24 protein-coding genes and 1 tRNA gene are annotated in these 26,639 nt (G+C 58.4%); 19 read left to right on the top strand and 6 right to left on the bottom strand.

Going from position 1 to position 26,639, the window contains the following annotated elements:
• Window positions 1-155 precede the first annotated feature (155 nt).
• The 5 genes from HGP17_RS01460 (at window position 156) to HGP17_RS01480 (ending at window position 6,099) form a co-directional block, all read left to right on the top strand.
• The gene (locus tag HGP17_RS01460) at window positions 156-1,274 is read left to right on the top strand and encodes a Gfo/Idh/MocA family oxidoreductase (protein WP_168805281.1); all 1,119 of its coding nucleotides are present in this window, start codon (window positions 156-158) and stop codon (window positions 1,272-1,274) included.
• 141 nt (window positions 1,275-1,415) lie between these two features.
• Window positions 1,416-2,633 carry an FAD-dependent oxidoreductase gene (locus HGP17_RS01465; protein ID WP_168805282.1) on the top strand — a complete coding sequence of 406 codons (1,218 nt, stop codon included), beginning with the start codon at window positions 1,416-1,418 and terminating at the stop codon, window positions 2,631-2,633.
• Window positions 2,634-2,762: 129 nt separating this feature from the next.
• Window positions 2,763-2,852: transfer RNA gene (locus HGP17_RS01470), tRNA-Ser, on the top strand.
• Between the two features lie 626 nt (window positions 2,853-3,478).
• Window positions 3,479-4,540, top strand: a complete 1,062-nt coding sequence (locus HGP17_RS01475) for a porin (RefSeq protein ID WP_168805284.1) — start codon at window positions 3,479-3,481, stop codon at window positions 4,538-4,540.
• Window positions 4,541-5,031: 491 nt separating this feature from the next.
• Complete coding sequence (locus tag HGP17_RS01480) at window positions 5,032-6,099, top strand: porin (protein WP_168805286.1); 1,068 nt, start codon at window positions 5,032-5,034, stop codon at window positions 6,097-6,099.
• A gap of 111 nt (window positions 6,100-6,210) precedes the next feature.
• Here the strand turns inward: HGP17_RS01480 and HGP17_RS01485 are convergent, their stop codons facing one another.
• Complete coding sequence (locus tag HGP17_RS01485; RefSeq protein ID WP_168805288.1) at window positions 6,211-7,104, bottom strand: alpha/beta hydrolase; 894 nt, start codon at window positions 7,102-7,104, stop codon at window positions 6,211-6,213.
• A 226-nt stretch (window positions 7,105-7,330) separates the two neighbouring features.
• Entirely contained in the window at window positions 7,331-9,382 is a 2,052-nt protein-coding gene (locus HGP17_RS01490) for a lytic transglycosylase domain-containing protein (protein ID WP_168805290.1), read from the bottom strand.
• Between the two features lie 217 nt (window positions 9,383-9,599).
• Here HGP17_RS01490 and dapA point away from each other — a divergent pair, with 217 nt between their 5' ends.
• Window positions 9,600-10,484 (top strand): 4-hydroxy-tetrahydrodipicolinate synthase, encoded by an 885-nt coding sequence (dapA, locus tag HGP17_RS01495; protein WP_168805292.1) that lies wholly within the window; start codon window positions 9,600-9,602, stop codon window positions 10,482-10,484.
• Window positions 10,485-10,618: 134 nt separating this feature from the next.
• Window positions 10,619-11,098: an SsrA-binding protein SmpB gene (smpB, locus tag HGP17_RS01500; protein WP_168805294.1), complete on the top strand. Its 480-nt coding sequence runs from the start codon at window positions 10,619-10,621 to the stop codon at window positions 11,096-11,098.
• Between the two features lie 130 nt (window positions 11,099-11,228).
• Here the strand turns inward: smpB and HGP17_RS01505 are convergent, their stop codons facing one another.
• Window positions 11,229-11,822: an NYN domain-containing protein gene (locus HGP17_RS01505; RefSeq protein ID WP_168805296.1), complete on the bottom strand. Its 594-nt coding sequence runs from the start codon at window positions 11,820-11,822 to the stop codon at window positions 11,229-11,231.
• Between the two features lie 312 nt (window positions 11,823-12,134).
• On the opposite strand from HGP17_RS01505, the gene rpoZ reads away from it, so the two are divergent.
• The 11 genes from rpoZ (at window position 12,135) to recO (ending at window position 21,387) form a co-directional block, all read left to right on the top strand.
• Complete coding sequence (rpoZ, locus tag HGP17_RS01510; RefSeq protein ID WP_168805297.1) at window positions 12,135-12,536, top strand: DNA-directed RNA polymerase subunit omega; 402 nt, start codon at window positions 12,135-12,137, stop codon at window positions 12,534-12,536.
• A gap of 100 nt (window positions 12,537-12,636) precedes the next feature.
• The gene (locus HGP17_RS01515; protein WP_168805299.1) at window positions 12,637-14,856 is read left to right on the top strand and encodes a bifunctional (p)ppGpp synthetase/guanosine-3',5'-bis(diphosphate) 3'-pyrophosphohydrolase; all 2,220 of its coding nucleotides are present in this window, start codon (window positions 12,637-12,639) and stop codon (window positions 14,854-14,856) included.
• 188 nt (window positions 14,857-15,044) lie between these two features.
• Entirely contained in the window at window positions 15,045-15,194 is a 150-nt protein-coding gene (locus HGP17_RS01520; RefSeq protein ID WP_106997386.1) for a DUF3563 family protein, read from the top strand.
• Between the two features lie 221 nt (window positions 15,195-15,415).
• Window positions 15,416-16,006 (top strand): DUF2062 domain-containing protein, encoded by a 591-nt coding sequence (locus tag HGP17_RS01525; RefSeq protein ID WP_168805301.1) that lies wholly within the window; start codon window positions 15,416-15,418, stop codon window positions 16,004-16,006.
• A gap of 36 nt (window positions 16,007-16,042) precedes the next feature.
• Window positions 16,043-16,447, top strand: coding sequence for a holo-ACP synthase (gene acpS, locus HGP17_RS01530; protein WP_168805303.1), 405 nt, complete (start codon window positions 16,043-16,045; stop codon window positions 16,445-16,447).
• Between the two features lie 114 nt (window positions 16,448-16,561).
• Window positions 16,562-17,308 (top strand): signal peptidase I, encoded by a 747-nt coding sequence (gene lepB / locus HGP17_RS01535; RefSeq protein ID WP_168805305.1) that lies wholly within the window; start codon window positions 16,562-16,564, stop codon window positions 17,306-17,308.
• On the top strand, window positions 17,305-18,024 hold the full coding sequence (gene rnc, locus HGP17_RS01540) for a ribonuclease III (protein WP_168805307.1): 720 nt from the start codon (window positions 17,305-17,307) through the stop codon (window positions 18,022-18,024). Before lepB ends, rnc begins: the two co-directional genes overlap by 4 nt.
• A 22-nt stretch (window positions 18,025-18,046) precedes the next feature.
• Window positions 18,047-18,991, top strand: a complete 945-nt coding sequence (era, locus tag HGP17_RS01545) for a GTPase Era (protein ID WP_168805309.1) — start codon at window positions 18,047-18,049, stop codon at window positions 18,989-18,991.
• 86 nt (window positions 18,992-19,077) lie between these two features.
• Window positions 19,078-19,830, top strand: a complete 753-nt coding sequence (locus HGP17_RS01550; RefSeq protein WP_168805311.1) for a Crp/Fnr family transcriptional regulator — start codon at window positions 19,078-19,080, stop codon at window positions 19,828-19,830.
• Between the two features lie 219 nt (window positions 19,831-20,049).
• Window positions 20,050-20,535 (top strand): response regulator, encoded by a 486-nt coding sequence (locus HGP17_RS01555; RefSeq protein WP_246703973.1) that lies wholly within the window; start codon window positions 20,050-20,052, stop codon window positions 20,533-20,535.
• A gap of 60 nt (window positions 20,536-20,595) precedes the next feature.
• The gene (gene recO / locus HGP17_RS01560; RefSeq protein ID WP_168805315.1) at window positions 20,596-21,387 is read left to right on the top strand and encodes a DNA repair protein RecO; all 792 of its coding nucleotides are present in this window, start codon (window positions 20,596-20,598) and stop codon (window positions 21,385-21,387) included.
• A 155-nt stretch (window positions 21,388-21,542) separates the two neighbouring features.
• On the opposite strand, the gene HGP17_RS01565 is transcribed toward recO, so the two are convergent.
• The 3 genes from HGP17_RS01565 to HGP17_RS01575 all read right to left on the bottom strand — a co-directional run bounded on the left by HGP17_RS01565 (window position 21,543) and on the right by HGP17_RS01575 (window position 25,885).
• Window positions 21,543-22,391, bottom strand: coding sequence for an MOSC domain-containing protein (locus HGP17_RS01565; RefSeq protein WP_168805317.1), 849 nt, complete (start codon window positions 22,389-22,391; stop codon window positions 21,543-21,545).
• Between the two features lie 8 nt (window positions 22,392-22,399).
• Window positions 22,400-23,053: an HD domain-containing protein gene (locus tag HGP17_RS01570; protein ID WP_205925771.1), complete on the bottom strand. Its 654-nt coding sequence runs from the start codon at window positions 23,051-23,053 to the stop codon at window positions 22,400-22,402.
• Between the two features lie 66 nt (window positions 23,054-23,119).
• Complete coding sequence (locus HGP17_RS01575) at window positions 23,120-25,885, bottom strand: DUF2339 domain-containing protein (RefSeq protein ID WP_168808035.1); 2,766 nt, start codon at window positions 25,883-25,885, stop codon at window positions 23,120-23,122.
• A gap of 295 nt (window positions 25,886-26,180) precedes the next feature.
• Here HGP17_RS01575 and HGP17_RS01580 point away from each other — a divergent pair, with 295 nt between their 5' ends.
• Window positions 26,181-26,516 carry a hypothetical protein gene (locus tag HGP17_RS01580; RefSeq protein WP_168805319.1) on the top strand — a complete coding sequence of 112 codons (336 nt, stop codon included), beginning with the start codon at window positions 26,181-26,183 and terminating at the stop codon, window positions 26,514-26,516.
• Window positions 26,517-26,639 lie beyond the last annotated feature (123 nt).

The raw sequence follows: 26,639 nt of genomic DNA on the forward strand, positions 1-26,639 counted from the left end.
ATCAGCACGAATATTTTTAAGTTAATGATTTAAAACATGTAATTTAGATTTCTAGTCAGTTTTAGTGAGAATGCGGGCAAAGCCCCGCTTGTCAAAACGGTCTAAATATTCCAAAAATCCCGCAACTTCGTGAGAAGGTTGAGGAGAACGGGCAAATGAAATCGCTTGGCGTTGGATTGATCGGGACCGGCTATATGGGCAAATGCCACGCTCTCGCATGGAATGCGGTAAAAACCGTATTCGGTGATGTCGCCCGTCCCCGGCTGGTGCATCTGGCCGAAGCCAACGCCGATCTGGCAAAGGCGCGAGGCGACGAGTTCGGCTTCGAAAAGGCGACAGCCGACTGGCGGGACCTAATCGCGGATCCGGACGTCGATGTCGTTTCGGTGACGACGCCCAACCAGTTTCACCCGGAAATGGCGATTGCAGCACTCGAAGCCGGCAAGCATGTCTGGTGCGAAAAGCCGATGGCGCCCGCCTATGGCGATGCCGCGCGGATGCTCGCCGCAGCCAAAGCTTCCGGCAAGACCGCCATCCTCGGCTATAACTACATTCAGAATCCGGTGATGCGCCACATCAAGGCGCTGATAGCCGAAGGTGCGATCGGCACCGTCAACCATGTTCGCGTCGAGATGGACGAGGACTTCATGGCTGATCCGAACGGCTTGTTCTATTGGAAGAGCGAGCTTGCCTCCGGTTATGGCGCTCTCGATGATTTCGCCGTGCATCCGCTCTCGTTGCTGTGGTTTTTGTTCGGTCATGTCGAAGCTGTTATCACTGACATGGTCAAGCCCTATGCCGAGCGGCCGTTGAAGGATGGCGGCAGCCGCACTGTCGAAAACCACGATCTTGCCAACGTGCTGATGCGCCTAGGCGGCGGCATTTCCGCGGTGCTGATGGCCAATCGCTCGGCCTGGGGCCGCAAGGGGCGAATCGCCCTGCAGATCTTCGGCTCAAAGGGCTCGATTTCCTATGACCAGGAGCGCATGAACGAATTCGAGCTCTATCAGGCCGAGGGCAGGGAGAGCGAACAGGGCTTCCGCAAGGTGCTGGCGGCCCCCGCCCACAAGCCCTATGACCGCTTCATTCCGGCGCCCGGCCACGGCCTCGGCTTCAACGACCTGAAGATCATCGAATGCCGTGAACTGATTCGCGCTATTTCGGGTGAGGCTGCGTCAGTCGTGGCTTTCAAAGATGGCCTGCGCATCGAAAAATCCGTGCATGCCATGGCGCAATCCTTCCATGAACGGCGATGGGTCGAAATCGAGGATTGACCATTCGGCCCAATTTTTTCCCGATCCAGGGCGCAGGGTTAGCGACGATTGACGCTTGCGGATGCAGGCGCTACCCCTGAAGCCATAGGCAGCCTTCCGCGCAGCGCGCAAGGATCGCCATAATACAATGGAGTACGGATCGTGACGGGCAGATTGGTCATTATCGGGGCCGGGCAGGCGGGTTTTGCACTCGCAGCCAAATTGCGTGGGTTAGGTGATTCGCGGCCAATCACCATCGTCGGTGCAGAGGAAAACCTTCCCTACCAGCGCCCGCCGCTCAGCAAGAAGTACCTGCTCGGCGAAATGACATTCGATCGTCTGCTGTTTCGTCCCGAACATTGGTATGCCGATAACAATGTCGAAATCCACGTCTCGACGTGGGTCGAGCAGATCGATCGTGCTGCAAAGCAGATCGTCATGCAGGATGGTTTCAGGCTGGATTACGAGACATTGGCGATCGCAACAGGCTCGACACCGCGCCGCCTGCCGCCATCGGTCGGCGGTGCGCTCGAGGGTGTCTATGTCGCGCGTGACAAGCGCGATGCCGATTTGCTTGCTGGTGAAATGCGCCCCGGGCGTCGCGTCCTGATCATCGGTGGCGGTTATATCGGGCTCGAGGCTGCGGCCGTCGCACGCCATCGCGGTCTCGAAGTCACTCTTATAGAGATGAGCGACCGGATACTGCAGCGCGTTGCCGCCAAGGAAACCGCCGATATTTTCAGGGGCATCCATCAGAAGCATGACGTCGTCATCCGTGAGAAGACCGGACTCAAGCAGCTGATCGGCCGCAACGGCCACGTCGCGGCAGCCGAATTGTCCGACGGGACGACCATCGAGGTCGATTTCGTCGTCGTCGGCATCGGCGTCGCGCCGAATGACCGGCTCGCCAAGGAAGCGGGGCTTGAGGTCGGTAACGGCATCGTCGTCGATTCGCATGTCCGTACCTCCGATCCCTCCATCTTTGCCATGGGTGATTGCGTGGAGTTGCCATGGGAGGGTGGCCGGATCCGCCTCGAATCGGTCCAGAACGCCGTCGACCAGGCAGAAGCCGCAGCCGCGATCATTGCCGGCGGCGACAGGGCCTACGATCCGAAGCCTTGGTTCTGGTCCGATCAGTATGACGTGAAGCTGCAGATTGCCGGTTTCAATCTCGGTTATGACGAGACGCTTTTGCGTCCCGGGGCTCGCGAGGGTGCCGCTTCCATCTGGTATTTCAAGCAGGGACGATTCATTGCCGTCGACGCGATCAACGACGCAAAGGCTTATGTGACCGGCAAGAAACTGCTGGAGACCGGCACCAATCCGTCCAGGGAGATTCTGGTCGATCCGGCGGCGGATTTGAAGCAACTCCTGTCCTGATATAAATTTCGAGGCCGGCCGAAGCATGCTTCGGCCGGCAATCGCCCATCGCTGAATCATGGAAAGAACGTACACAAAGGCGAAAAAGCGCTTGCGTCGATAAATGAATGGCCCTATCAGGGCCGCACCGGAGAGGTGGCCGAGTGGTCGAAGGCGCTCCCCTGCTAAGGGAGTATACCAGAAATGGTATCGTGGGTTCGAATCCCATCTTCTCCGCCATTTCAAACAAATCACACCCACAATAACGAGCATCCAGCAAGCCAGCGGCAATAAGCCGGCTACTTGCTTCGATATGGTGTCGCTCCTCGCCAAATTGATTCCCGAAACGCTTGATGGCACCTCTGGCCAATCGCGCGGATGCTTCGACGTCGAATCGCTCAAGATGGAATCATTCGGCGTCTGCCCCGATTTGGGACGATGAGAATGCCGATGGCATGTCGCCCACCACCGGAAATTGTCGCGGTAAATGTCGTAAACGATCATTGAGGCGTCGCTAAACCCCGCGATAGAGCGGGAAACAGCGATTTGACCGCCCAGTTGCATTTCCGCGGCTTTATATAAGCACCCTATGTAAGTGCCGACAGATCAAGGACTTTCTTAATAAAGTTTAAACCCTTAATCCGGCCCCGATGTCGTTTTGTGTCCTTTCAGCAACAGCCGCTACGGAAGGCTTACGCAAATCCACGTTTCCGAGAAGATGTCGATTGCGTGACAGAGCGCGTCTTGTATTTTCACTCTCGGAAGCGAGGGCGATTGATCGTCCACTTCTTGAAACGCCGAGGATGGGACAGGGAATACCTTCGGGTAGTTCTCATTTTCGATTAAAACTTTGACTGGAGGTCAATATGAACATCAAGAGCCTTCTTCTGGGCTCCGCTGCTGCGCTTGCAGCAGTTTCCGGTGCTCACGCTGCTGACGCTATCGTCGCTGCTGAGCCGGAGCCGTTGGAATACGTTCGCATCTGCGACGCATACGGTGCAGGCTACTTCTTCATTCCGGGCACGGAAACCTGCCTCAAGATCGGCGGCAAGGTTCGTACCGAAGGTCAGTGGTACGATGCCTACAACCCGAACAGCCGTAACGGCACGCTCTGGCACACCCGCGCTGAGTTGAACGTCAACACCGCGACCGACACCGAATACGGTCCGCTGAAGACCGAAACCATCATTCGTTGGGACTGGAACGACGGCAACGCAACCAAGACCAACCTGCTCTGGGCTTACATCAGCCTCGGCGGCTTCACGGTTGGTAAGACGGACTCGCAGTTCAACGTCTTCACCGGCTACGCCGGCGACGTCATCAACGACGACGTGGTCTATGACGGCCCGTACGAACTCAACCAGATCACCTACAACTACGATGCAGGCAACGGCTTCACCGCTGTTATCTCGCTCGAAGACAGCAACTCGGGCGCTGGTGCAACCGGCTCGAACGGCGAAGACAGCTCTGACCACTACGCTCCTGACGTTGTTGCAGGTGTTGGCTACAAGGCCGGCGCATGGGGCTTCAAGGTCGTTGGCGGTTACGACTCGATCGTCGAAGAAGGCGCTATCAAGGCTCGCGTTGACGCTGACTTCGGCGCATTCTCGGCCTTCTTGATGGGCGGCTGGAACACCGACGGCGACAAGCTCAACAAGTACGCCGGTTCGAACGGCGCTGGCGATGCATCTGGCATCGGCTGGGGTGACTGGGCTGTTTGGGGCGGCGTTGGCGTTCCGATCAACGAAAAGCTGAAGTGGAACCTGCAGCTCGCCTACACCGACAGCAAGATCTTTGCTGCAACGACGAACCTGAAGTTCAACCCGGTTAAGAACCTGCTCATCGAGCCGGAAGTATCTTACACCAACTGGGACTCGATCAATCAGGATCAGTGGGCTGGTATTCTCCGCTTCGAGCGTTCTTTCTAATCTGATTTGACCTCAGTCATATCTGGTTTCTCAATTTGAGAGGAAAAGGCCCGGCTATATGCCGGGCCTTTTCTGTTTGGGAAGTTTAGTTTTCATGTTGAATACTAGGATGCTTGTATTCTCGAATGACATGAAGTTTAAGTAGGCTTATTTAGGGATATTAGATCTATATCATCAGTATTGTCTCTTTAATTTAAGTATTTTCAGAAGTGATAATTCATTCGATCCGGATTTTGGTCATGTCAAATATATGACAGTTTTGCGACGTGATTTTTGTGCAACGCACCTTTTGAAACAACCGTCACAAATGCTCTTAAATTATCTCTGATATTGCTCTGAAAAAAACGATCTGTAGGTTCCAAATCGGAAGCAAGGCTTACTGTCTTGGTTCTCCCAGATCAGGGGTCAACTTTAAAACTAGGTGGGGTAGGGCTCGTCGATTTTCTCGGCGTGATTTCTCATACCTAATGGATATTGAAACTGGAGTTATTATGAACATCAAGAGCCTCCTCCTCGGCTCCGCTGCTGCGCTGGCAGCAGTTTCCGGTGCTCATGCAGCCGACGCTATCGTTGCTGCCGAGCCCGAGCCGCTTGAATACGTTCGCATCTGTGACGCTTACGGCGCTGGCTACTTCTTCATTCCGGGCACCGAAACCTGCCTTAAGATCGGCGGCCTCGTCCGTACCGAAGGCGGCTGGTACAACGCCTACAAGGCTGGCCAGGACGAAAGCGCCCGCGGCACCTACTGGCATACCCGCGCCGAGCTGAGAATCTCGACGGCTACGGACACTGAATACGGTCCGTTGAAGACCGCAACGGTCTATCGTTTCGACTGGAACGACGGCAACGCCACCACCAACAAGCTTCTCTGGGCTAACATCAGCCTCGGCGGCTTCCTCGTTGGTAAGAACGACTCGGTTTACTCGACCTTCCTCGGCTATGCCGGCGACGTCATCAACGACGACGTGATCGAGTACGGTATCAACAACACCGACGAACTGAACCAGATCACCTACAACTACGATGCAGGCAACGGCTTCACGGCTGTTATCTCGCTCGAAGACAGCAACTCTGGCACCGGTGCCAAGGGTGCAAACGGCGAAGACAGCTCGGACCACTACGCTCCTGACGTTGTTGCCGGTGCAGGCTTCAAGTCTGGCGCATGGCAGTTCCGCGTCGTCGGTGGTTATGACTCCATCGTCGAAGAAGGCGCTGTCAAGGCTCGCGTAGACGCTGACTTCGGCGTATTCTCGGCCTTCTTGATGGGCGGCTGGAACACGGACGGCGACAAGCTGAACAAGTACGCCGGTGCTGGCGGTGCTGGTCTCGGCTGGGGTGACTGGGCTCTGTGGGGCGGCGTTGGCGTTCCGGTTAACGACAAGCTCAAGTGGAACCTCCAGGTTGCTTATGACGACCTGAAGACCCTGTCCGCTACGACGAACCTCAAGTTCAACCCGGTCAAGGACCTGCTCATCGAGCCGGAAGTGACCTACACGAACTACGACGCCGTCAACAAGGACACCTGGGCTGGTATCCTCCGCTTCCAGCGCACGTTCTAATTTGCCGAATCAAGTTCGACAGATCTCTTGATCAGACCTCCGATCAGGAGAGGAAAGGCCCGGTATCCCAACCGGGCCTTTTCGTTATTGAGCGCAATCGCAGCCCACGCGTCAGAGAGCGGCCATGAAATTCCGGATGGCGTCGGGAATGTCGCCGAAATGAAGGACAGGCGCATGCCCTTGCCCGGCGGCAACCTTGACGACGAGCCCTGGATGACGCGCCGCCATCTCGGCTGTCGTTTCTGCCGTCAATAGCTTTGAGTTTTCACCGCGAATCACCATCAGCGGAACAGTCTGGAATCCCTGGAACTGCTGCCATAGATCGGGAATTGGGGCATCGAGATCAATCGACTGCATCTGAGTCGCGATGGCCGGATCGTAGTCGCTGACGGGCCTGTCATTGTGCGAGGCATAGATCGCCCGAGCCATGTCCTGCCAGTCAGCCTCGCCGAGCGCGGTAAAGGCGGTGCCATGATTCTCCCGCAGAATCTCGGCGGCTTCATCCCAAGTGCCGGGCTTTCTGTCACGGTTGAGATAGTCGCGTATATCCGTCAGTCCGGTCTTTTCCAACACCGGGCCGATGTCATTGAGGATAACGCCCCTGAGAACATCGGCGCGACTTGCCGCAAGCATGTGCAGAACGAGCCCGCCCCGGGAGGTGCCGATGAAGATCGCCTGCGCGACATCAAGTGCTGAGCAGACGGTCAGAACATCCTGTGTCTCGATGATGAGATTGTAGTGGGATTTGTCCGCGTCCCGTTCCGACAGGCCGCGCCCGCGAGCATCAAGCGTGATTACCCTGCGCGGAGCTGCTGTGTCCTGCGATAAAGCAAGCGCCAACTGATGAAAGTCCCGCGAATTACGGGTGAGGCCGGGCAGGCAGATGACAGGTGCTCTGTCTCGAATCGCCACCGCGTCGGCGGCATAGTCCCGAACATAAAGTTTCAGCCCGTCCCCAGCCGATATCGTTCTCGTAAGGAAACCACTTTCGTCGTCACTACGCATATGTCGTCCCTCATGGCTGAGATCGCGTGAGGGATGTAACGGCATTTACGCGGTGAGCACAACTGCAGTTGGCATCCGGGCGAACTCTCGGCGTGAGACCCGCAACCGCTTCAAACCTTCGCGAGGTTTGAAACGAGTTGAGGAAGAGCGCAGCGGTTGTCCGTCCGAATTGCCTGAAAGCAAGAATGTCGAGCGTTGTCGCGATTCGCGGAAAGGCTGAAAGCCTCTAGCCGCGACCGTTGACGAGATCGTGCACGATATCGGCTTTCTGGCCGAGCCGCGCCTTGTAGACCTGGTAGTTCTCCATGACCCGCTGCACGTAATTGCGGGTCTCGGGGAAGGGGATGCGCTCGATCCAGTCGATCACGTCGTCCAGCGATTTCCCGCGTGGATCTCCATAGCGGTTGATCCACTCCGGCACCTTGTTCGGTCCGGCATTGTAAGCGATGAAGGTCAGAATGTAAGAGCCGCCGAAAGTATCGATCTGCTCGCCGAGATAATGCGCGCCGAGCGTGGCGTTATAGCCAGCGTCCTGCGTCAGCTTCTCGGCTGAGAAGACGATGCCGTGACGACCGGCGACAGCCTTTGCCGTCTTCGGCAGGAGTTGCAACAGCCCCCGTGCATTTGCCGAGGAGACTGCGGCCGGATTGAAGGCGCTCTCCTGGCGGGCGATGGCGTAGGCCAGCGCCTTGCCGGAACCGGAAATGTTGGCGTTATCAGGTATGACGCCGATCGGGAAAGCCAGTGCCGCAACATCGATACCACGCCCGTAGGCGATCTTGCCGATCTGCAGCGAAAGCTGATGGTTGCCGGAGCGTTCGGCGCGGGCAGCCAGCATCGCGATTTCGCCGGGGCTATCCAGCTGTTTTGCCAGTGCGCGGTAGAGCGCATCGGCACGCCAGCCGTGGCCGGCTGCCTCGAGCCGAGAGATCGCCTGTATCGCTTCGCGTCCCTGGAAGCGCTGGCGGTCCGTCGGCGAGGGCGAGGGGTAGGTGACGTTCAGCGTGCGGCGGCCAAGCTTCTCCGCTGCAAGCTGACCATAGAAGGTGCTTGGATAGGATGCCGCCTTCGCATAGAAATCGGCCGCCTTGCCAGGTCCGCCTGCCTCGGCAGCCCGGCCAAGCCAATACCAGCCGCGCGATTGAGAGATCGGTCCGTTGGAGACTTGCAGGATCTTGCGGAAATGAACGGCGGCACTCGTGCCGTCCTGCAGGCCGCGTAGAGCATACCAGCCGGCATGGAACTCGGCCTCGCCGACATCCTGCGGGCTCTCGGCGACGCTGGCGTCGACAATCCTGTAGGCTGCCTTGAACTCTCCCTGATCCACCAGGCCGCGACTGACGATGCGCTGCTCGCTCCACCAGGCGCCGGGGCTGACAAGCACGCCACGGTCTCGTGGCATTTGCGCGAGAAGACTGGCGGCATCGTCGTATTTGTTCTGGCGGCGCAGGTTTTCGATGCGCATGAAAAGATAGGCCGGATCCTTGCGCCATTGGGCCTCGACGGCCGCAATCATCGCGTCTGCCTTTGGTGAGCGCTCGTTAACGGCGGCCCAGGCCTTGTAGAGCGATTGCGCTCTTCCGAGATCGCCGAAGCGCTTGGCCTGCGCAGTCCGGTCGCGGTAGAGCAGATAGTCCATGCGCGCCTTGTGATCGGCAGGCGAAAGCAGCATCGGGAATTCGGCGAGGATCTTGTCCTCGAGCGCCTTGTCCAATGGCTCTTCGCGCCAGATCTTTCGGATCAGCTTCGACGCCTGGGGCGATGCGCCACGCGCCATGTAAGCGCGCGCCAGGATGATGGAGCCCTCCACCGTTTCCGGTTGCGAATTGCCGAAGGCGGCCAGAATCTGATCCGTGGCGGGGTTTTCCTGATAGAGGGCCCGTTCCGAGTTGGCACGCAGGCTGCCAAGTCCAGGCCACCCCTGAAGCTCGCGCGAGGCGGCGGCAATTTCGCCGGACGGGATGCCCGGTTGGCCCGATGTCGCGATCGCCCATGTCAGAATATGCCGGTCGAGCGTGCCTTCGTTCATGCCATTGCGAATGGCAAGCGCCTGCATCGGATTCTTGTTGGAAAGTGCGTCGAGGCCGGCTTTCAGATCGCTGCTGATTGGCGCGATCGTGCCGTTGCGCGGTATGGCGGCCGTGCTGATGGGATCGGTCGCCATGGCAACGTCGGTGCCGGCGGGCGCGGACGATGGCCGGCCGGATAGCTGCGAGGCCACGGCACCCCAGGCGACCGCCAAGCCCACAGCGGTCCAGATCATGACAGGTCTCTTCATCCGGCTACTCACAAAACAGACGGTCCCATTCCATTTGCCAAACGCTATATTAACGAAACCTTACCGGTGGTCCGAAATTCAATCAATTATGATATCGGAAACTGCCCTCCACCAATCAAAGCACGCTTGTCGCCGTCAAGTCGTGGCTCTATGGTGCCCGGATTCATAACCATGGATTGCGGCTGAAGCATGAATGCCGCACCGCTAGGAGACTTGCATGTTCCAGGGATCCATTCCCGCTCTCGTGACGCCCTTTACTGACGCCGGCAAGGTGGATGAGGCATCGTTTGCCTCGCATGTCGACTGGCAGATAAAAGAGGGCAGCAAGGGTCTTGTGCCGGTGGGCACGACTGGGGAATCGCCGACCTTGTCGCATGACGAGCACAAACGCGTGGTCGAGCTCTGTATTGAGACCGCCGCCAAGCGCGTTCCGGTGATGGCGGGTGCTGGCTCCAACAATACGCGCGAGGCAATCGAGCTTGCACAGCACGCCGAGAAAGTCGGCGCGAACGCGGTTCTGGTGGTCACCCCCTATTACAACAAGCCGACGCAGAAGGGCCTTTACGCGCACTTCGCGGCGATCGCCGAAGCCGTGAAGCTGCCGATCTACATCTATAACATCCCGGGCCGTTCGGTTGTCGACATGACCCCGGAGACGATGGGTGCGCTTGCCAAGGCTTATGGCAACATCGTTGGCGTCAAGGATGCAACGGGCAAGATCGAGCGCGTCTCCGAGCAGCGTATCAGCTGTGGTCGCGAGTTTCAGCAACTGTCCGGCGAAGACGCGACGGCGCTCGGCTTCAATGCCCATGGCGGTGTCGGCTGTATTTCCGTGACGGCCAATATCGCGCCGCGCCTCTGTGCCGAGTTTCAGGCGGCAACGCTTGCCGGAGACTATGCCAAGGCGCTCGAATATCAGGATCGTCTCATGCCGCTGCACAAGGCGATCTTCCTGGAGCCGGGCCTCTGTGGCGCCAAGTACGGCCTCTCCCGTCTTGGGCGGATGAACCGCAACGTCCGCTCACCGCTTCTGTCGACGCTGGAGCCTGGGACGGAAGCTGCAATCGACGCAGCAATGCGTCATGCCGGACTGCTGAACTGACGGCATTGCGGGTGCATCTGATTGTCTGTTGGACCGCTCTCTTCACAAGGAGGGCGGTCTCGCTTATTTAGGGAAGAACAACCTGGCGCGCCGACGGCAGCCGCCTGAATGACAATAAGAAAAGAAGAACAATCATGGCACCCAAAGGCAGCCAGCGCGTAGTCAACAAGATCGTGGCGGAAAACCGCAAGGCGCGCTTCAACTACGAGATTATCGATACCTATGAGGCGGGGCTCGTACTGATGGGCACCGAGGTAAAGTCGTTGCGCGAAGGCAAGGCGAATATCGCCGAATCCTACGCGTCGGACGAGGGCGACGAGATCTGGCTCATCAACTCGTATCTGCCGGAATATCTGCAGGCAAACCGGTTCAATCACGAGCCGCGACGTCGTCGCAAGCTGCTGCTTTCCAGCCGCGAGATCGGCCGCCTGCGCTCCGCCATCAATCGCGAGGGCATGACGCTCGTGCCGTTGAAGATCTATTTCAACGACAGAGGTCGCGCCAAGCTTGAACTGGCGCTCGCCAAGGGCAAAAAGCTTCACGACAAGCGTGAGAGCGAAAAAGAACGCGATTGGAACAGGCAGAAGAGCCGTCTGTTGAAAGACAACGGCTGAGTACTGCTTATCCGGATTGCCGGCCTCGCTGTAATCGGATTCCGCTCGTTTTTCGCAAGGCACGCCGCACTCAAGATCAGTGCGGCGCAGACCGAGCCGCCTGCGACAGATAAATCGGCTTGGCTATGCCTTATTGCTCTTCGGAGTCCGCATCTGCGGCGTGCGTCGTCGGCTCGGCCGAGCGATGAGGCCGTTCCGAGGGCTCGCGTCCGATTTCAGCCTTCAGCGATACGAGATCGATGAAATGATCGGCTTGGCGGCGCAAGTCGTCGGCAATCATCGGCGGCTGCGTCGACATGGTCGAGATGACCGATACCTTGCGGCCGCGGCGCTGCAGCGCTTCGACAAGCGTCGTGAAGTCGCCGTCGCCGGAGAAGATCACGAGATGATCGACGGTTTCGGATTGCTCCATGGCGTCGATCGCCAGCTCGATATCCATGTTGCCCTTGATCTTGCGGCGACCCATGGAGTCGGTAAATTCCTTCGCCGGCTTTGTGACGACTTTATAGCCGTTGTAATCGAGCCAATCGATGAGCGGGCGGATGGACGAATATTCCTGATCCTCGATCAGGGCGGTGTAATAATAGGCGCGCAGGAGATATCCACGCTTTTGAAACGCTTTCAGAAGCTTGCGATAGTCGATATCGAAGCCCAGGCTTTTGGATGCAGCGTAAAGATTGGCGCCGTCTATAAAAAGTGCAATTTTTTCGCGTGGGTCAAACATCGTTTACATATCCACTGTTACAAAAACATAATCATTTTATTCAAAGATCAGCTAAAACAATGCCTTGCCGAGCATTGCAGAATAATTCGTGTTACTTTATGAATTATTCATATAAACGAGACTTAGGGCACGCAAAGCGATATTCCAAGCAATCATAGGTTGAATCCATGGAATGTCTAAGGTGATTTTAGCACTTTCTGTGACGCTGCGAAGGCGCTCAAACAGGAAAAACTTGAATTTGCCTTCGTTTGCTTGTATCGGGCGTGCTACTCCGAGACATGATGACGACATCACGACCGCAAAGGACAGGCAATGGCCCGTGTCACAGTAGAAGATTGCATTGATAAAGTAGAGAACCGGTTCGAGCTCGTTCTGCTCGCCAGCCATCGCGCTCGCCTGATTTCGCAGGGCTCCTCGATCACCATCGACCGCGACAACGACAAGAACCCGGTCGTGGCGCTGCGCGAAATCGCTGACGAGACCCTCTCGCCGGACGATCTGAAGGAAGACCTGATCCATTCGCTGCAGAAGCACGTCGAAGTGGATGAGCCCGAGCCCGATCCGGCAAGCCTGCTGGCCGCCGGCGGCGCTGCCGCTTCCAGCGACGAAGAAGAAGATGCACCGGAAGCCGTTACCTTCGACCAGATGTCGGAAGAAGAGCTTCTGGCCGGTATCGAAGGCCTGGTGCCTCCGGAAAAAAGCGACGATTACTGATCGTCGGCCTTGATGCTCCAATCAGGAGCGATATGATGTGAAGATGTGTGCGCCGGTCAGATGACTGGCGCGCTTTTGTTTTTGCTGGAGTAGCTTTGGAATGATGCGGCAATACGAGCTTGTTGAGCGCGTGCAGAAATACAAGCCCGATGCCAATGAAGCTCTCCTCAACAAGGCCTATGTCTACGCCATGCAGAAGCATGGCCAGCAAAAGCGTGCCAGCGGCGATCCCTATATTTCCCACCCTCTCGAAGTTGCCGCCATCCTGACCGATATGCGTCTGGACGAATCGACGATCGCGGTTGCGCTTCTCCACGACACGATCGAGGACACGACGGCGACGCGTGCCGAGATCGACGAGCTCTTCGGTGAGGATATCGGCCGTCTCGTCGAGGGACTGACGAAGATCAAGAAGCTCGATCTCGTCACCAAGAAGGCGAAGCAGGCGGAAAACCTGCGCAAGCTGCTGCTGGCCATTTCTGACGACGTGCGCGTGCTTCTCGTCAAGCTTGCCGATCGCCTGCACAATATGCGCACGCTCGACCATATGTCGCCGGAAAAGCGTGCCCGCATTTCCGAGGAAACGATGGAAATCTATGCGCCGCTTGCCGGCCGCATGGGCATGCATGACATGCGCGAGGAGCTGGAAGAGCTCTCCTTCCGTCACATCAATCCTGAAGCGCACGAGACCGTCACCAAGCGACTGGAAGAGCTGTCGCGGCGCAACGAGGGCCTGGTCAAGAAGATCGAGACTGAACTGCGCGATCTGCTTGTGGCCAATGGTCTTGCCAATGCGATGGTCAAGGGGCGGCTGAAAAGTCCCTATTCGGTGTTCCGCAAGATGCAGTCGAAGTCGCTGTCGTTCGAGCAGCTTTCGGACGTCTACGGTTTCCGGCTTCTCGTCGACGATATCCCGTCCTGCTATCGGGCCCTCGGCATCGTCCATACGCGCTGGCGCGTCGTCCCCGGCCGTTTCAAGGACTATATCTCGACGCCGAAGCAGAATGATTACCGCTCTCTGCACACGACCATCGTCGGCCCATCCAGCCAGCGCATCGAGCTGCAGATCCGCACCAAGCGCATGCATGAGATCGCAGAGTTCGGTATTGCGGCCCATACGCTCTACAAGGACGGTACCAATGGCAATGGCGGGGACGGCGAGCTGCTGTCACGCGAAAGCAATGCCTATTCTTGGCTGCGCCACACCATCGAAGCGCTGGCCGAGGGCGACAGCCCGGAAGAATTCCTCGAACACACGAAGCTGGAGCTGTTCCAGGATCAGGTCTTCTGTTTTACGCCGAAGGGCAAACTGATCGCCCTGCCGCGCGGCGCGACGCCGATCGACTTCGCCTATGCCGTCCACACCAATATCGGCGACACCACCGTCGGCGCGAAGATCAACGGCCGCATCATGCCGCTGGTGACGCGGCTGACCAATGGCGACGAGGTCGAGATCATCCGTTCCGGCGTGCAGGTGCCCCCGGCGGCCTGGGAAGAGATCGTGGTGACGGGCAAGGCGCGTGCCGCCATTCGCCGCGCAACACGGCTTGCCATCCGAAAGCAATATGCCGGCCTCGGCCATCGTATTCTGGAGCGCACCTTCGAGCGCGCCAGCAAGGTCTTCTCGCGCGACGCTTTGAAGCCGGCCTTGCATCGCCTCGGCCAGAAGGATGTCGAGGATGCGATTGCTGCAGTCGGGCGAGGGGAGATGTCGTCGCTGGATGTGCTGCGCGCTGTCTATCCCGACCATCAGGACGAGCGCGTAACGGTGAAGCCTGCTGGCGACGAGGGCTGGTTCAACGTCCACAGCGCCTCCGGCATGATGTTCAAGATCCCCGGCAAGAACAAGGCGGATCTCGCCGATGGCGCAGAGGCGCCGCCGATCCGTGGCCTCGCGGGCAATGTCGAAGTGCATTTCGCCCCGACCGGCGCCGTTCCTGGCGATCGCATCGTCGGTATCATGGAAAAGGGCAAGGGCATCACCATCTACCCGATCCAGTCGCCGGTGCTGCAGCGCTTCGACGACGAGCCGGAACGCTGGATCGATGTGCGCTGGGATCTTGATGAAGCCAACAAGTCGCGCTTTGCCGCCCGCGTCCTGATCAACGCTTTGAACGAACCCGGCACGCTGGCCAAGGTGGCGCAGACCGTTGCGGATGTGGACGTCAATATCCGTATCCTCAATACCGTCCGTGTCGCTGCCGACTTCACCGAGATGGCTCTCGATGTCGAGGTGTGGGATCTGCGTCAGCTGAACCAGCTTTTGGTGCAGCTCAAGGAGCTCGACTGTATCGCCACCGTGAAGCGGCTTTACGAATAAGGCCGCTCATCGGCCTTGATCGGGGCGTTTTGCATATTTTGTGATCATTTAATGACCAAAATCGAGCAGCTTTCCGGATTGATATGCGTTTAGCGCATGGCTGTCTGTATTTTAGAGCGGTGGTAATTAACCCTTGTCGAGCCTATCTTCTGGTCATCGCAGAAACGAAACAGAGATGAGAGAAGACAATGTTTACCCCGATCAAGAAAATCGCCCGTGCCTTGCGCGTTCCGAGCGTTGAAGAACGCGAAATGGCTTACCTGAATGGCTCGCATGACCGTTTTGACCTTGAATATCGTCAGCGTCAGGTCGACCGCGGTCTGTTCCGTCAGCGCTAATAGCTGTTAATACTTGAAGTAACCAGGAGGGCGCGGTGTTTATACGCCCTTGGAGCATCCCGATATTGCGGTGATGCTTCGCTAGGAATGAAGAAGCGTTTCAACTCGGCATCCTGAACCGGTGACGCTCCAAAAAAGGGCCGCAGTTTCGGCTCTTAATCAGTGCTTGATATGTAAGGCCGGTCTTGTCATGACGGCCCTCAGTGCACTAGATAAGCCGCATGCTATTTCGTCGCCGAAAACCACTGACGCTGAAGGAAAAACTGCGGGATCACATCTGGCCCCGTAAAGGCTTCGTTCGCTCGTTCCAATATTTTGGCAAGCGTCTCGTTCGCCTTGCAGCATCGCCGCATTCCGTTGCTGCCGGCTTTGCTGCCGGCATCGTCGTGTCCTGGACGCCGTTCATCGGCGTGCACTTCGTGATGGCGATCATCATTGCCTATCTGATCGGCGGCAACGTCATCGCGTCAGCGCTTGGCTGTCTGGCGGCGGGAAACCCGATCACCTATCCTTTCATATGGGCTCTGACCTGGGAAATCGGTCATCTGATCCTTTCGCGTGACAGCGGAAGCGGGCAGGGTGCGGGCATCGATCTGCCGGCCCTCTGGCACAAGGGCGATCTCCTGCAGATCTGGGACCCGGTTCTGAAGCCGATGCTCATCGGCGGCATCCCTCCGGCAATCGTTACCGGCGTAATCGTCTACGCGCTCACCTATTGTGGTGTGAAAACCTTCAAGACGCGCCGCAAGGAGCGCCTGATGGAACGTGCGCGCGAGCGCATGGCGCTGGCCGAAAACACGTCCAGCGTCTGACGCATTGTGACGCCTGGGCCGTCAGGAGGGCTTTTCATGATCATCGGTATTGGCAGCGATCTCATCGACATCCGGCGGGTGGAGAAGACGATCGAACGTTTCGGCACACGATTTACCGATCGATGTTTTACCGACATAGAACGTGCAAAGTCGGAAGGCCGCAAGAACAAGGCCGCCTCCTACGCCAAGCGTTTTGCCGCCAAGGAGGCCTGTTCGAAGGCGCTCGGCACTGGCCTTGCGCAAGGTGTCTTCTGGCGCGACATGGGCGTCGTCAATCTGCCGAGCGGCAAGCCGACCATGCGGTTGACGGGCGGAGCCGCCGAGAGACTCGCTGGCATGCTGCCGGAAAATCATCGCGCCGCCATTCATTTGACGATAACCGATGATTTTCCTCTTGCTCAGGCTTTTGTGATCATCGAAGCGCTGCCGATCAGTGCCTGAATCACAGCCATGTGTCGCTTTTGGCATCCGCGCCATTGCCGCGATGATATGAAGCGAGTAGACAATGCCTGAATGCAAGTGCGCCGGTGGGGTGCAAAAAAGGAATAAGACTGCGTGTCCGAGAAAGCCGTAAAACAGCAGAACGCCCTGTGGGAGAATATCAAGGTCATCGTACAGGCACTCGTCCTGGCCATGGTCATCCGCACGGTTCTCTTTCAGCCATTCACCATTCCGTCCGGCTCGATGATGCCGACACTTCTGGTTGGCGACTATATCTTCGTCAACAAGTTCGCTTACGGCTATTCGAAATATTCACTGCCGTTCTCGCCGGACCTGTTCAGCGGCCGTATTTTCGGCAGCGAGCCGAAGCGTGGTGACGTCGTCGTGTTCCGCTTCCCGCCGAATCCCGATGTCGACTACATCAAGCGCGTGATCGGTCTCCCCGGCGACCGCATCCAGGTGAAGAACGATATCCTCTATATCAACGGTCAGGCCGTTCCGCGCGATCCGCATGGGACGTTCTCGTCCGACTACAGCCAGGAGCCGGGCGACAACATCCCGGTTTACAGCGAGCGTCTGCCGGATAGCGGCAAGGTCTATGACACGCTGGACCTGTCGCCGAATTCGCGCGGCGACAATACGCAGGAATATGTCGTGCCGGCCGGCCATTATTTCATGATGGGCGACAACCGCGACAATTCCGACGACAGCCGTTTCGATGTCGGCTACGTGCCGGCTGAAAACCTGATCGGGCGCGCCAGCGTCATCTTCTTCTCGCTCGGCCATGACACGTCGTTCCGGGAAATATGGAAATGGCCGACCAACATGCGTTGGGATCGCATCTTCAAGGTTGTCGAATGACGAAAGCGCAGGCCCTCTCGCAGGCGGAACGTACCAAGCTTGAAACTGCGATAGGTTACGAGTTCGTCGAGAAGGATCGTCTTGATTGGGCGCTGACACATGCCAGCGCCCGCACGCACAAGGCGGGCAACTACGAACGGCTTGAATTTCTGGGTGATCGGGTTCTCGGCCTGTGCATCGCCGAGTTGCTGTTCAAGACGTTTGGTGCCGCGACCGAAGGTGAGCTTTCGGTGCGGCTCAACCAACTCGTCAGCGCCGATACCTGCGCCGAGGTTGCCGATGAGATGCAGCTGCATCTCTATATCCGCACCGGCGCTGACGTGAAGAAGCTGACCGGCAAGCGCATGCTCAACGTGCGCGCCGATGTCGTCGAAAGCCTGATTGCCGCCCTTTATCTGGACGGCGGCCTCGAAGTGGCCCGCAAGTTCATTCTGAGCTATTGGGAGCGTCGTGCCGTTCGGCCCGACGGGGCAAGGCGCGACGCCAAAACGGAATTGCAGGAATGGGCGCATGCGAAATTCGGCGTCACCCCGGTGTACAGGGTTGATGATCGCAGCGGACCGGATCATGATCCCCGCTTCACGGTGACGGTGGAAGTGGCGGGAACCGCGCCCGAAACAGGAATAGACCGCTCAAAGCGCGCAGCCGAACAGGTGGCGGCGACTCGGATTTTGGAGCGTGAAGGTGTATGGCAGTCTCAATCGATTGAGAAATGACTGCCTGGAAACGACGGAAAAGATGACCAATCAGCAAGACACGCCCGCCGAAGACGGCGCGGTTGAACATATCGGCCCGACCCATTCCGGCTTCGTGGCGCTCATAGGCCCGACCAATGCCGGCAAGTCGACATTGGTCAATCGCCTGGTCGGCGCCAAGGTGTCGATCGTCAGCCACAAGGTGCAGACGACGCGCGCGATCGTGCGCGGCATCGCCATCCATAACAACGCGCAGATCGTCTTCATGGACACGCCCGGCATCTTCAAGCCGCGTCGTCGTCTCGATCGTGCGATGGTGACTTCGGCCTGGGGCGGTGCCAAGGATGCGGATCTCATTGTGCTCCTGATCGACAGCGAGCGTGGCCTGCGGGGTGATGCCGAAGCCATTCTGGAAGGCTTGAAGGAAGTTCCGCAGCGGAAGGTCATGCTGCTCAACAAGATCGACCGCGTTCGCCGCGAGGATCTGTTGGCCTTGGCCGCCGCCGCCAACGAGAAGATCGCCTTCGATAAGACGTTCATGATCTCGGCCGAGAATGGCTCCGGCTGCGACGACGTGATGGATTATCTCGCAAAGACCCTGCCGGAAGGTCCTTGGTATTATCCGGAAGACCAGATTTCCGATCTGCCGATGCGCCAGCTCGCCGCCGAAATCACGCGCGAAAAGCTGTTCCTGCGACTGCATCAGGAGCTTCCCTATTCTTCGCATGTCGAAACGGAGAAGTGGGAAGAGCGTAAGGACGGCTCTGTTCGGATCGAACAGGTGATCTATGTCGAGCGCGAAAGCCAGAAAAAGATCGCGCTGGGCAAGGGTGGCGAGGCCATCAAATCGATCTCGACGGCATCCCGTAAAGAACTCTCCGAGATCCTGGAGCAACCCGTCCATCTCTTTCTCTTTGTAAAGGTTCGCGAGAACTGGGGAGACGATCCGGAGCGCTTCCGGGAAATGGGTCTCGACTTCCCGCGTTGATGGAACTTTAGTTCAATTAGTGCTTTATATTGCGGCAGTTTATCGGGCGGCGTTGCTTGATCTGGCGCGATTCAGGGGAGTACTATATGGGGAAGGCCGCAGCGATGCATGGGCAAAGAACGCCCTGCCAGCAATGTCCGTTGAGGTCTTTACCACATTTTCGAGAGTTTGGACGGGAAGAGCTGAGTTTCATCAGCAGCTTCAAGAAGGGTGAGATGCTGGTTGATGCCGGCGCAACGGTCTTTCTTGAGGGGTCCCACAGCGCGCATCTGTTCACCATCCTCTCGGGCTGGGGCTTTCGTTACAAGACACTCGAGGACGGCCGTCGGCAGATCCTCAACTATGTGATGCCCGGCGATCTCATCGGATTGCAAGGCTCCATCATGGGCGAGATGCAGCATTCCACCGAAGCGCTCTCGCCGGTTTCGCTCTGTGTTTTCGAGCGTACCGACTTAATGACCCTCTATAATTCCCATCCTTCGCTGGCCTTCGATCTGACCTGGATTGCGGCGCGCGAAGAGCGGATATTGGACGAACACCTGTTAAGCATCGGGCGCCGGTCTGCGCTCGAGCGCGCCGCCTATCTCATCGCTTACCTGCATCAGCGTGCCAGCGCGCTTCATCTGTTCAACGGCAGCAAGGTTATCCCCATCACGCAGCAGCATGTGGCGGACACGCTTGGCCTTTCCGTTGTTCATACCAACAAGACGTTGAAAAAGCTGGCGGAACGCGGATTGATCGTTTGGCAGGAGCGTGGTTGCGCCGTTCGCGATGCCAAGGCGCTTGCAGATGTGGCCGGATGGGACGGCCTTGATTCGGGCAAGCGACCCTTTATTTAAAGATAGTCATTGTTGTCGACGGCATGTCTTTTTTAAATGTCGGCATGACCTGTATCAGCTTAGATTATCGCGTCCGTCACTTTTCGACCAGTTTCACCTTTTACTAACCGCGGCGGCAAATGCGATTGGAGCACATTGACGAGCCCATAGTACCGCAGTGCAAAAAGTGCGAAGCGGAATGGAGGTTAGGTCGTGTCACAAAGGACTGAGCCAGGACGGATGGGGCATACCATCCATTCAATACGGGCCGATGATTGGCGCCGGAGGGATAGATGTGGGATTTTTTACGAGCGGCGTGGCTTGGGGCTGGCGTGCGGGGATGGCGTTGAGATGACGTTTCGACGCGTTCTTATTCTGGAAGACAATCTGATCATTGCGATGGAGGCGGAAGAAATACTGCGCCTTGTCGGGATTAACGAAGTCGAGATTGCTTCCAATCTGGAACAGGCTGTGAATGCCGTTCATTCCGATCATTATGATTTCGCGATGCTGGACGTAAATCTCGGGGAATCCACGAGTTTCGGTTTTGCGCGCCTGCTGATGGAGCGTGGCATCTCTTTCGGTTTTGTCAGTGGCTATTCCGATACGCTGGATTTCCCGCCGGACTTGCAGAATGTGCCGCTTTTGAACAAGCCTTTCGATGAGCAGTCCATGCGCCTGTTTGTCGAGACAATGATAAAAGCCGGCAAGCCTTCCACGATGTGACAGCCGCCGCCGTTTGTCCTAAACTCGAATCGAGACATTCCTTTTGGGGCATACCAGCCTATGCAGTGGCAGGATCAAGCGATCATCCTGGGCGTGAAGCGTCTTGGCGAGACCAGCGTCGTCGCCGAGGTGATGACGCGGGCGCGCGGCCGGCATATGGGCCTGGTGCGCGGAGGCCGATCCCGATCCATGCAGCCGGTGCTGCAGGCCGGCAATCTGGTCGAAGTCACCTGGCGGGCGAGGCTGCACGAGCATCTCGGCGAGTTCAGGATGGAGCCGGTTGCGCTGAGGGCGGCGCGCCTGATGGAAACCGCGACTTCGGTCTACGGCGTGCAGGCCATGGGTGCACTTCTGCGACTTCTGCCCGAGCGCGACCCGCATCCGCATCTCTATGATGCGCTTGATGTCATCCTCGAAAATCTCGGCAATCCCGCCGATGCCGGCGAGCTCTTCGTGCGTTTCGAACTCGCGGTATTGAACGATCTCGGCTTCGGTCTCGATCTCACGGAGTGCGCGGCGACTGGCATACGCGAAGATCTGGCATTCGTCTCGCCAAAGACAGGCCGGGCCGTCTGCCGGTCGGCGGGCTTGCCATGGGCGGACAAGATGCTGGCATTGCCGCCTTTTCTGACCTCTGGAGCCATGATCGCCGCCGATAGCGAAAGCCTGGCTGCGGCTTTCCGCCTGACTGGCTTCTTCCTGCATCGCCATGTCTACGAACCGCGTGGTATCGAAATCGCCGCGGCACGCGAGGGGTTTATTCAGGCGGCAATGAAGGTGATGCGCGCCGCGCCGGCAGAGCAACCGGCAAGCCCTGCTGCGATGGCAATGGAACGGGCAATCGAACGCTGAGGTTCAGCCCTGGCAGTTCCCTTGAACCAATGAATTATCTCTAGAGCGGTTCAGCTTTTCACGGAATCCCCGAACCGTTCTATCTCTATGTTTTCGCGTAATTCCGGACGGAAAACCGCTGCGCACTTTTCCTGGAATTACTCTAAAGACGCCGCTCATCGGCGCTTGAAAGCCCAGCCTTCCGGTCGTTCCTCGAGCACGGTCACCGCATCGCCGATCTTCACCGAGCCTTCGCCGCGCGGCACGACATTCCAGCCGAACAGCGGCCCCGGCACACGGCGGTCTGCCGACATGCGCACCCGGCCCATGGCGGGCATCGGGTTCGGCACGTCGCGGGAGCCGGTTTTCTGGTCTTGGGTCGTCATGATACAGCGGGCGCATGGCTTGACGAGATCGAGGCGAATACCACCGATCTCAATGGCCGCCCAGCGATCCTCGGGCCATTCCTCGTCGATATCGATGACGATATTGGGTCGAAAGCGTTCCATGCCGATGGCGCCTTCACCGTGGCTGGCAAGATTGGCGTTGAGTGCCTTAAGCGATCCGGTCGTGGTGACCAGGATCGGATAGCCGTCGGCAAACGTGACAGGCGTGTTATCTCCCGCCCATTCCGGGCTTGCGATGCGCTTGGCGAGCCTGTCGAAGAAAACCATCCTGACATCGCGATCGAGCCAGGCGGACAGAGCCTTGTTCGTCGCCTCATCGGCGACGGAAGCGCTGACGGGAGACTTCCAGATGACCACATCCATGCGATTGTCGGGATGTGGCGGTGGAACGATGATATCTGGCTTTCCTTCCATCTTCAGGCGCAAATAGGACGGAGCCGGTTGGATGTCGATGCGCGCAAGCGCCTGCAGATCGCGCTGCGTGATGAAGTTGCCTGAGGGATCGACCACCATGGCCCGACGATCGCCGGCAAGGCCGAAGGCGTCGATGCTGGCAGACGGGATGGCAATGCCGCGCGCGCTCTTGAGCGGATAGATGAAAAGATCGCTGACGCGCATGGATGACCTCAGATTTCGTCGATGAACATGTCCAGCACGGTCTTCAGCCGCTCATGACGGGCCTCGGCAAACTTTCGCCCCGTCTCCGTCTGGAATCCGTCCGCAAGTTTGAACAGCTTCGTCTCGAAATGATCGATCGCGAAGCGCTTGTCGTCAAGCGGCCGCTCGGCCGCAAGCGGATCGAACGGATCGTAGAGGCCGGAGCCAAGTCTTCCGGCGATATAGAAACAGCGTGCCGCGCCAACCATGCCGATGGCATCGAGTCGATCCGCGTCCTGCAGCATTTTCGCCTCCAAGGTTTCGGGCGGCAGATTGGCGGAAAAGCTATGCGTGGTGATTGCGTGCGCCGTGGCTGCGATATCGGCATCGCTCCAGCCGAGCGCTCGCAAAATTCCGGAAGCCTTTTCTGCGGCGAGACGCGACGCCTGAGCCCGATGCGGCGAATTCTTTTCCACGGCAACGCAGTCGTGCAGAAGAACGGCGGCAGCAAGAATCCTGGCATTCCCGCCTTCTTCCCCCTGGATGGCCATGGCATTTTTGAACACGCGCAGGATATGGGCGATATCATGCGAGCCGTCGTCGCCGTCCGCGGCATGCGGAATCAGATCCGCAGCTAGTGCTTCGAACGGGGCAAACGCCCGGGCCATCCTGTTTGTATCCATTATCGCACTCGCTCCGGAACGGTCTGTCGGCAGCCCCGTCCTAAAGGGCGAAGGGATTCGCTGCAATCACTCCGTCACCTTCTTGCGGGTCAGGATCTTCTGGTAGAACAGGCCGATACCGATGAGAACCGCGCCGAGCCCGATGAAGGACAGCGCACGCAGGAAGCCTTCGAGATTGGCCATGTCGATCAGGAAGGCCTTGAGCACGGCAATGGAGACCAGTGCCGCCGAGGCGACGCGCAGGCTTCGTGCCTCGAAGCGTGTGCCGAGCCCGAGAAGAGCGATGCCGATCAGCAGCCAGACGACCGAATAGGAATAGAGCTCGCCCTGGATGAAGTCGTTCCAGAAGGGAATATACTCCCCCTGCCAGAATCGCCGCACCGAAAGCGTCGCCCAGGAAAAGGCCATGACCGCCCCGGCAACCGCCAGCATGCCGACATAAGGCTGTGGCCGTCGGCTTCGCGCAAGGAGCGCCAGGCCGCCATAGGCGATCGCAGGCAGCAGATAGCCAAGCAGCAGCAGATTGAAGACCGGGATCCGGCCGGTGCTTTCGCCCGTGATGAACGGATTGAGGCCAAGCAGATGCAGCGTCAGGATCATGATGACGGAGATGATGCCAAGCGCCATGCTGCCGTATCGGAAGACGGGGCTTGCGGCACTCAGATCGAGGGCCATGAGCGTTGCCGACGCGCCGATCGCGAGCAGCGTGTAGATCGATTGCTCACCAAGTGTCGGCACGGCGTCATTCAACACCCCGCCATTCATGGCATGGCGCACGAGAATGGCGATCGTCAGCAAGACGAGGAACGACGCCAATGCCTGCAACGCGCTGCGCAGCCGGATATCCGGAGAGCGCCGCACGCCAAAGGCGGCCCATGTCGCGAGCAGCGCAGGGATGCCGTAGCCCGCCAGCAGCATGTTGAAGACCGGCGTCGTGCCGAGCTCTGCCGGATCGACGATCGTCGGCTGCCAGGCAATGCGCATCATGGTGATGATCAGTGCCGCCACCATGGTCCAGGGAAGCACCGGCCACGCCCGCAGGCGTCCTGCCGAGAGATAGGCCATGCCGAGTACAGGCAGAAGCATCGTCGGCACGGCATGGTGCGTCAGCATGTGCAAGGCAAAGACCGACGCTGCGAAGGAGCCGGCGGCGAGAATATTGGCAGGCAGGTCCAGCCTGTCTCTCGAACGGCGATATTGCCATTCTGCCAGCGCCATCAACACGATCGCCAACCCGATGCCGTAGAGGCCGTGCAGCCAATCGAGCATCCAGTTGCCGAAATTGACGAAGCTGATCGTCGCTATCGCCAGCGGCGTGGCAACCATGATCAGGCTCCAAAGCGCCGCGAAAGGCTTTTCATCCCTTGCGAAGCGCTTGAGGAAAAAACCGCCGACGAGCACGAAGATGGCGCCCAGGCCGAGCGCCTCATGGATTACCGTGCTGTCGAGCGGCACCACCGCGTTGGGGTTAGCGGGGTCGAAGTCACTGATCCAGCTTGCCAGCACGCCGAACGCGCCGACGATGGCGATGACCGCGGATAGGGCTGCGGCCAGGGCCGCATGGAGCCGGCCGGCGCCAAAGGCCGCCACCGCGGCGACGATGGCGGCAAACGCAAACATAGCTTCCACGATCGGATATCCATGCTGGAGGCTATAGGTCAGCAGGCAGATGGAGACCGTAAGAGCGCCGACCGCGGCCGTCAGCGTCATGCCAAGCGGCGGCCGCGCGATGAAGGCGCTCCAGTCGCCGGCGCCTTTACGCTGTGGAGGCGCGACCTCCGTGTTGTTTGTCGCCCCATCCGTCTCTTTCACAACGCCAACATAGCGTCCCGGCCAGATGAAGATGGTGCCGGCGATCATGGCCAGCATGCAAAGCGTTACCGGCACGAGATCGACGGCCGCGCTATAGGAAAGATAGAGGAGCGGCCAGAAGCTCAGCAACGCATTGGCAAGCGAGGGCGCGATCAGCCAGCGCCGCAGCCGCGATGCCAGCAGGGTCGCGAGCCATGTAAGCGTGAGATAGCCGAAAAGAATCCAGGGTCGCGGTGCCGTGGAGGCGATGAGGGCAGGGGTCACCATCGAGGCTAACAGGCCAAGGCCTGCCAGCGCCTGTCCATGCAACAGCGAGAGCGCAAGCGTGGCGAGCGAAATCAGGGCAAGCAGAATGAACGCTGTTGCCGGGCCGATGAAACCATAGATCCCATGGGCGGCATAGGTCGAACCGAACAAGGCGACGACACCGGCGGCGGTCAGTACGCCGGGGATCATCGCGTTCTGAAAGGCATTGTCGAGCACAGGCTCCGAGCGGCGGCGGATGATTTCACCGGCCGCAAGCAGAAGCAGGCCGAAGACTGCGGCAAGTACCAGCCGGACGCCCGGGCTCAAGAGGCCGCTTTCGATGGAATACTTGACCATGAAGATGCCGCCGAACGCCAGCGCAATGCCGCCGACCCAGACTGCCCATCGCGCACCGATTGTGCTTTCCAGGCTTTCCTTCGGACGCACCGTTTCCTGAGCTGCGGGATACTGACGGCCAGGCGTCGGTGCCTCGGCCGCCTCGCGGGCGGCGATCGCGGTTTCCGGCGGTTCCGCGTCGGGCGCCGCCGTCACGACTTCGGTGGAGGCTGCTTCTTCGGGGAGTGTTACGTCTTGCGGGGTGTCTGCGATTGGTTCTGCGAGAAGATCTGATTCGCCTGCCGGTGCTGCAGCCACCTGTCCCGCGAGGGCATTTTGCAGCTCCTGAACGCGCGATTCCAGCTGCTTTATCCGTAGGTTGTGGCCCCGCAATATGAAAATGCCGACAACCACGATAACAAGCGGCAACAGTTCCATCATGTCTTCTCCGTGGGCAATCCGCTGCACATTATACCAAACGGGTCCAAGGGTAAGAACCGATGGCCGAATTCACCCATGATTTCAGTGGATTATCCTTCGCACGCCGGCATTTGTCATAATGCGGAAATATTAGATCGTTCCGATTTACGACTTGGGAACTATGGTTAATAGCCATTAACAATTTGTCTTTACGCAAGCGGCGAAGCAGCTTATGAAGACCGCATAGTTTAACTCCAAGTGTATTGCGTACAAACGACGTCGCATGAGGCGGCTCCTACCAAAGGAGGTTTGTATGTCCCATGTATCTTCCATATCCAACAGCTCGTATCCCTATCGCGGCACGCTTTCGCGCCTCGATTCGAACGGCGATGGTGTGCTGAGCCGCGAAGAGCGCGAGGCGGCCGATCGTCCTGGTATTCTTGAGCAAGACAACACGAGCGGCGGTGACGGCTCCAGCCCTGCAATGAGCAGCCTGATGGCGAAGCTTATGCAGTTGCCGATTGCCGACAGCGCCTCGAAGACGAGGGCGCCGGATGCGAATATCGCATACGACGTCGATCTTCTTTCGCCGATGGATGCTTATAACAGCACCTACGGCCAGTATGACGTTAACGACATAGCGGCCTGATATCAGGCGCATTGCGTGATTGTGCGAGCGGTCTGCCTGATAAAGGCTGGCCGCTCTATCATTTTGATATAGGTTCAATTTCGCCGATTTTCGGAACAGTCGCGCCCGCCATGCGTTGGACCA

This window comes from Rhizobium sp. P38BS-XIX (assembly GCF_012641435.1).
In the GTDB taxonomy this organism is placed as follows: domain Bacteria; phylum Pseudomonadota; class Alphaproteobacteria; order Rhizobiales; family Rhizobiaceae; genus Rhizobium.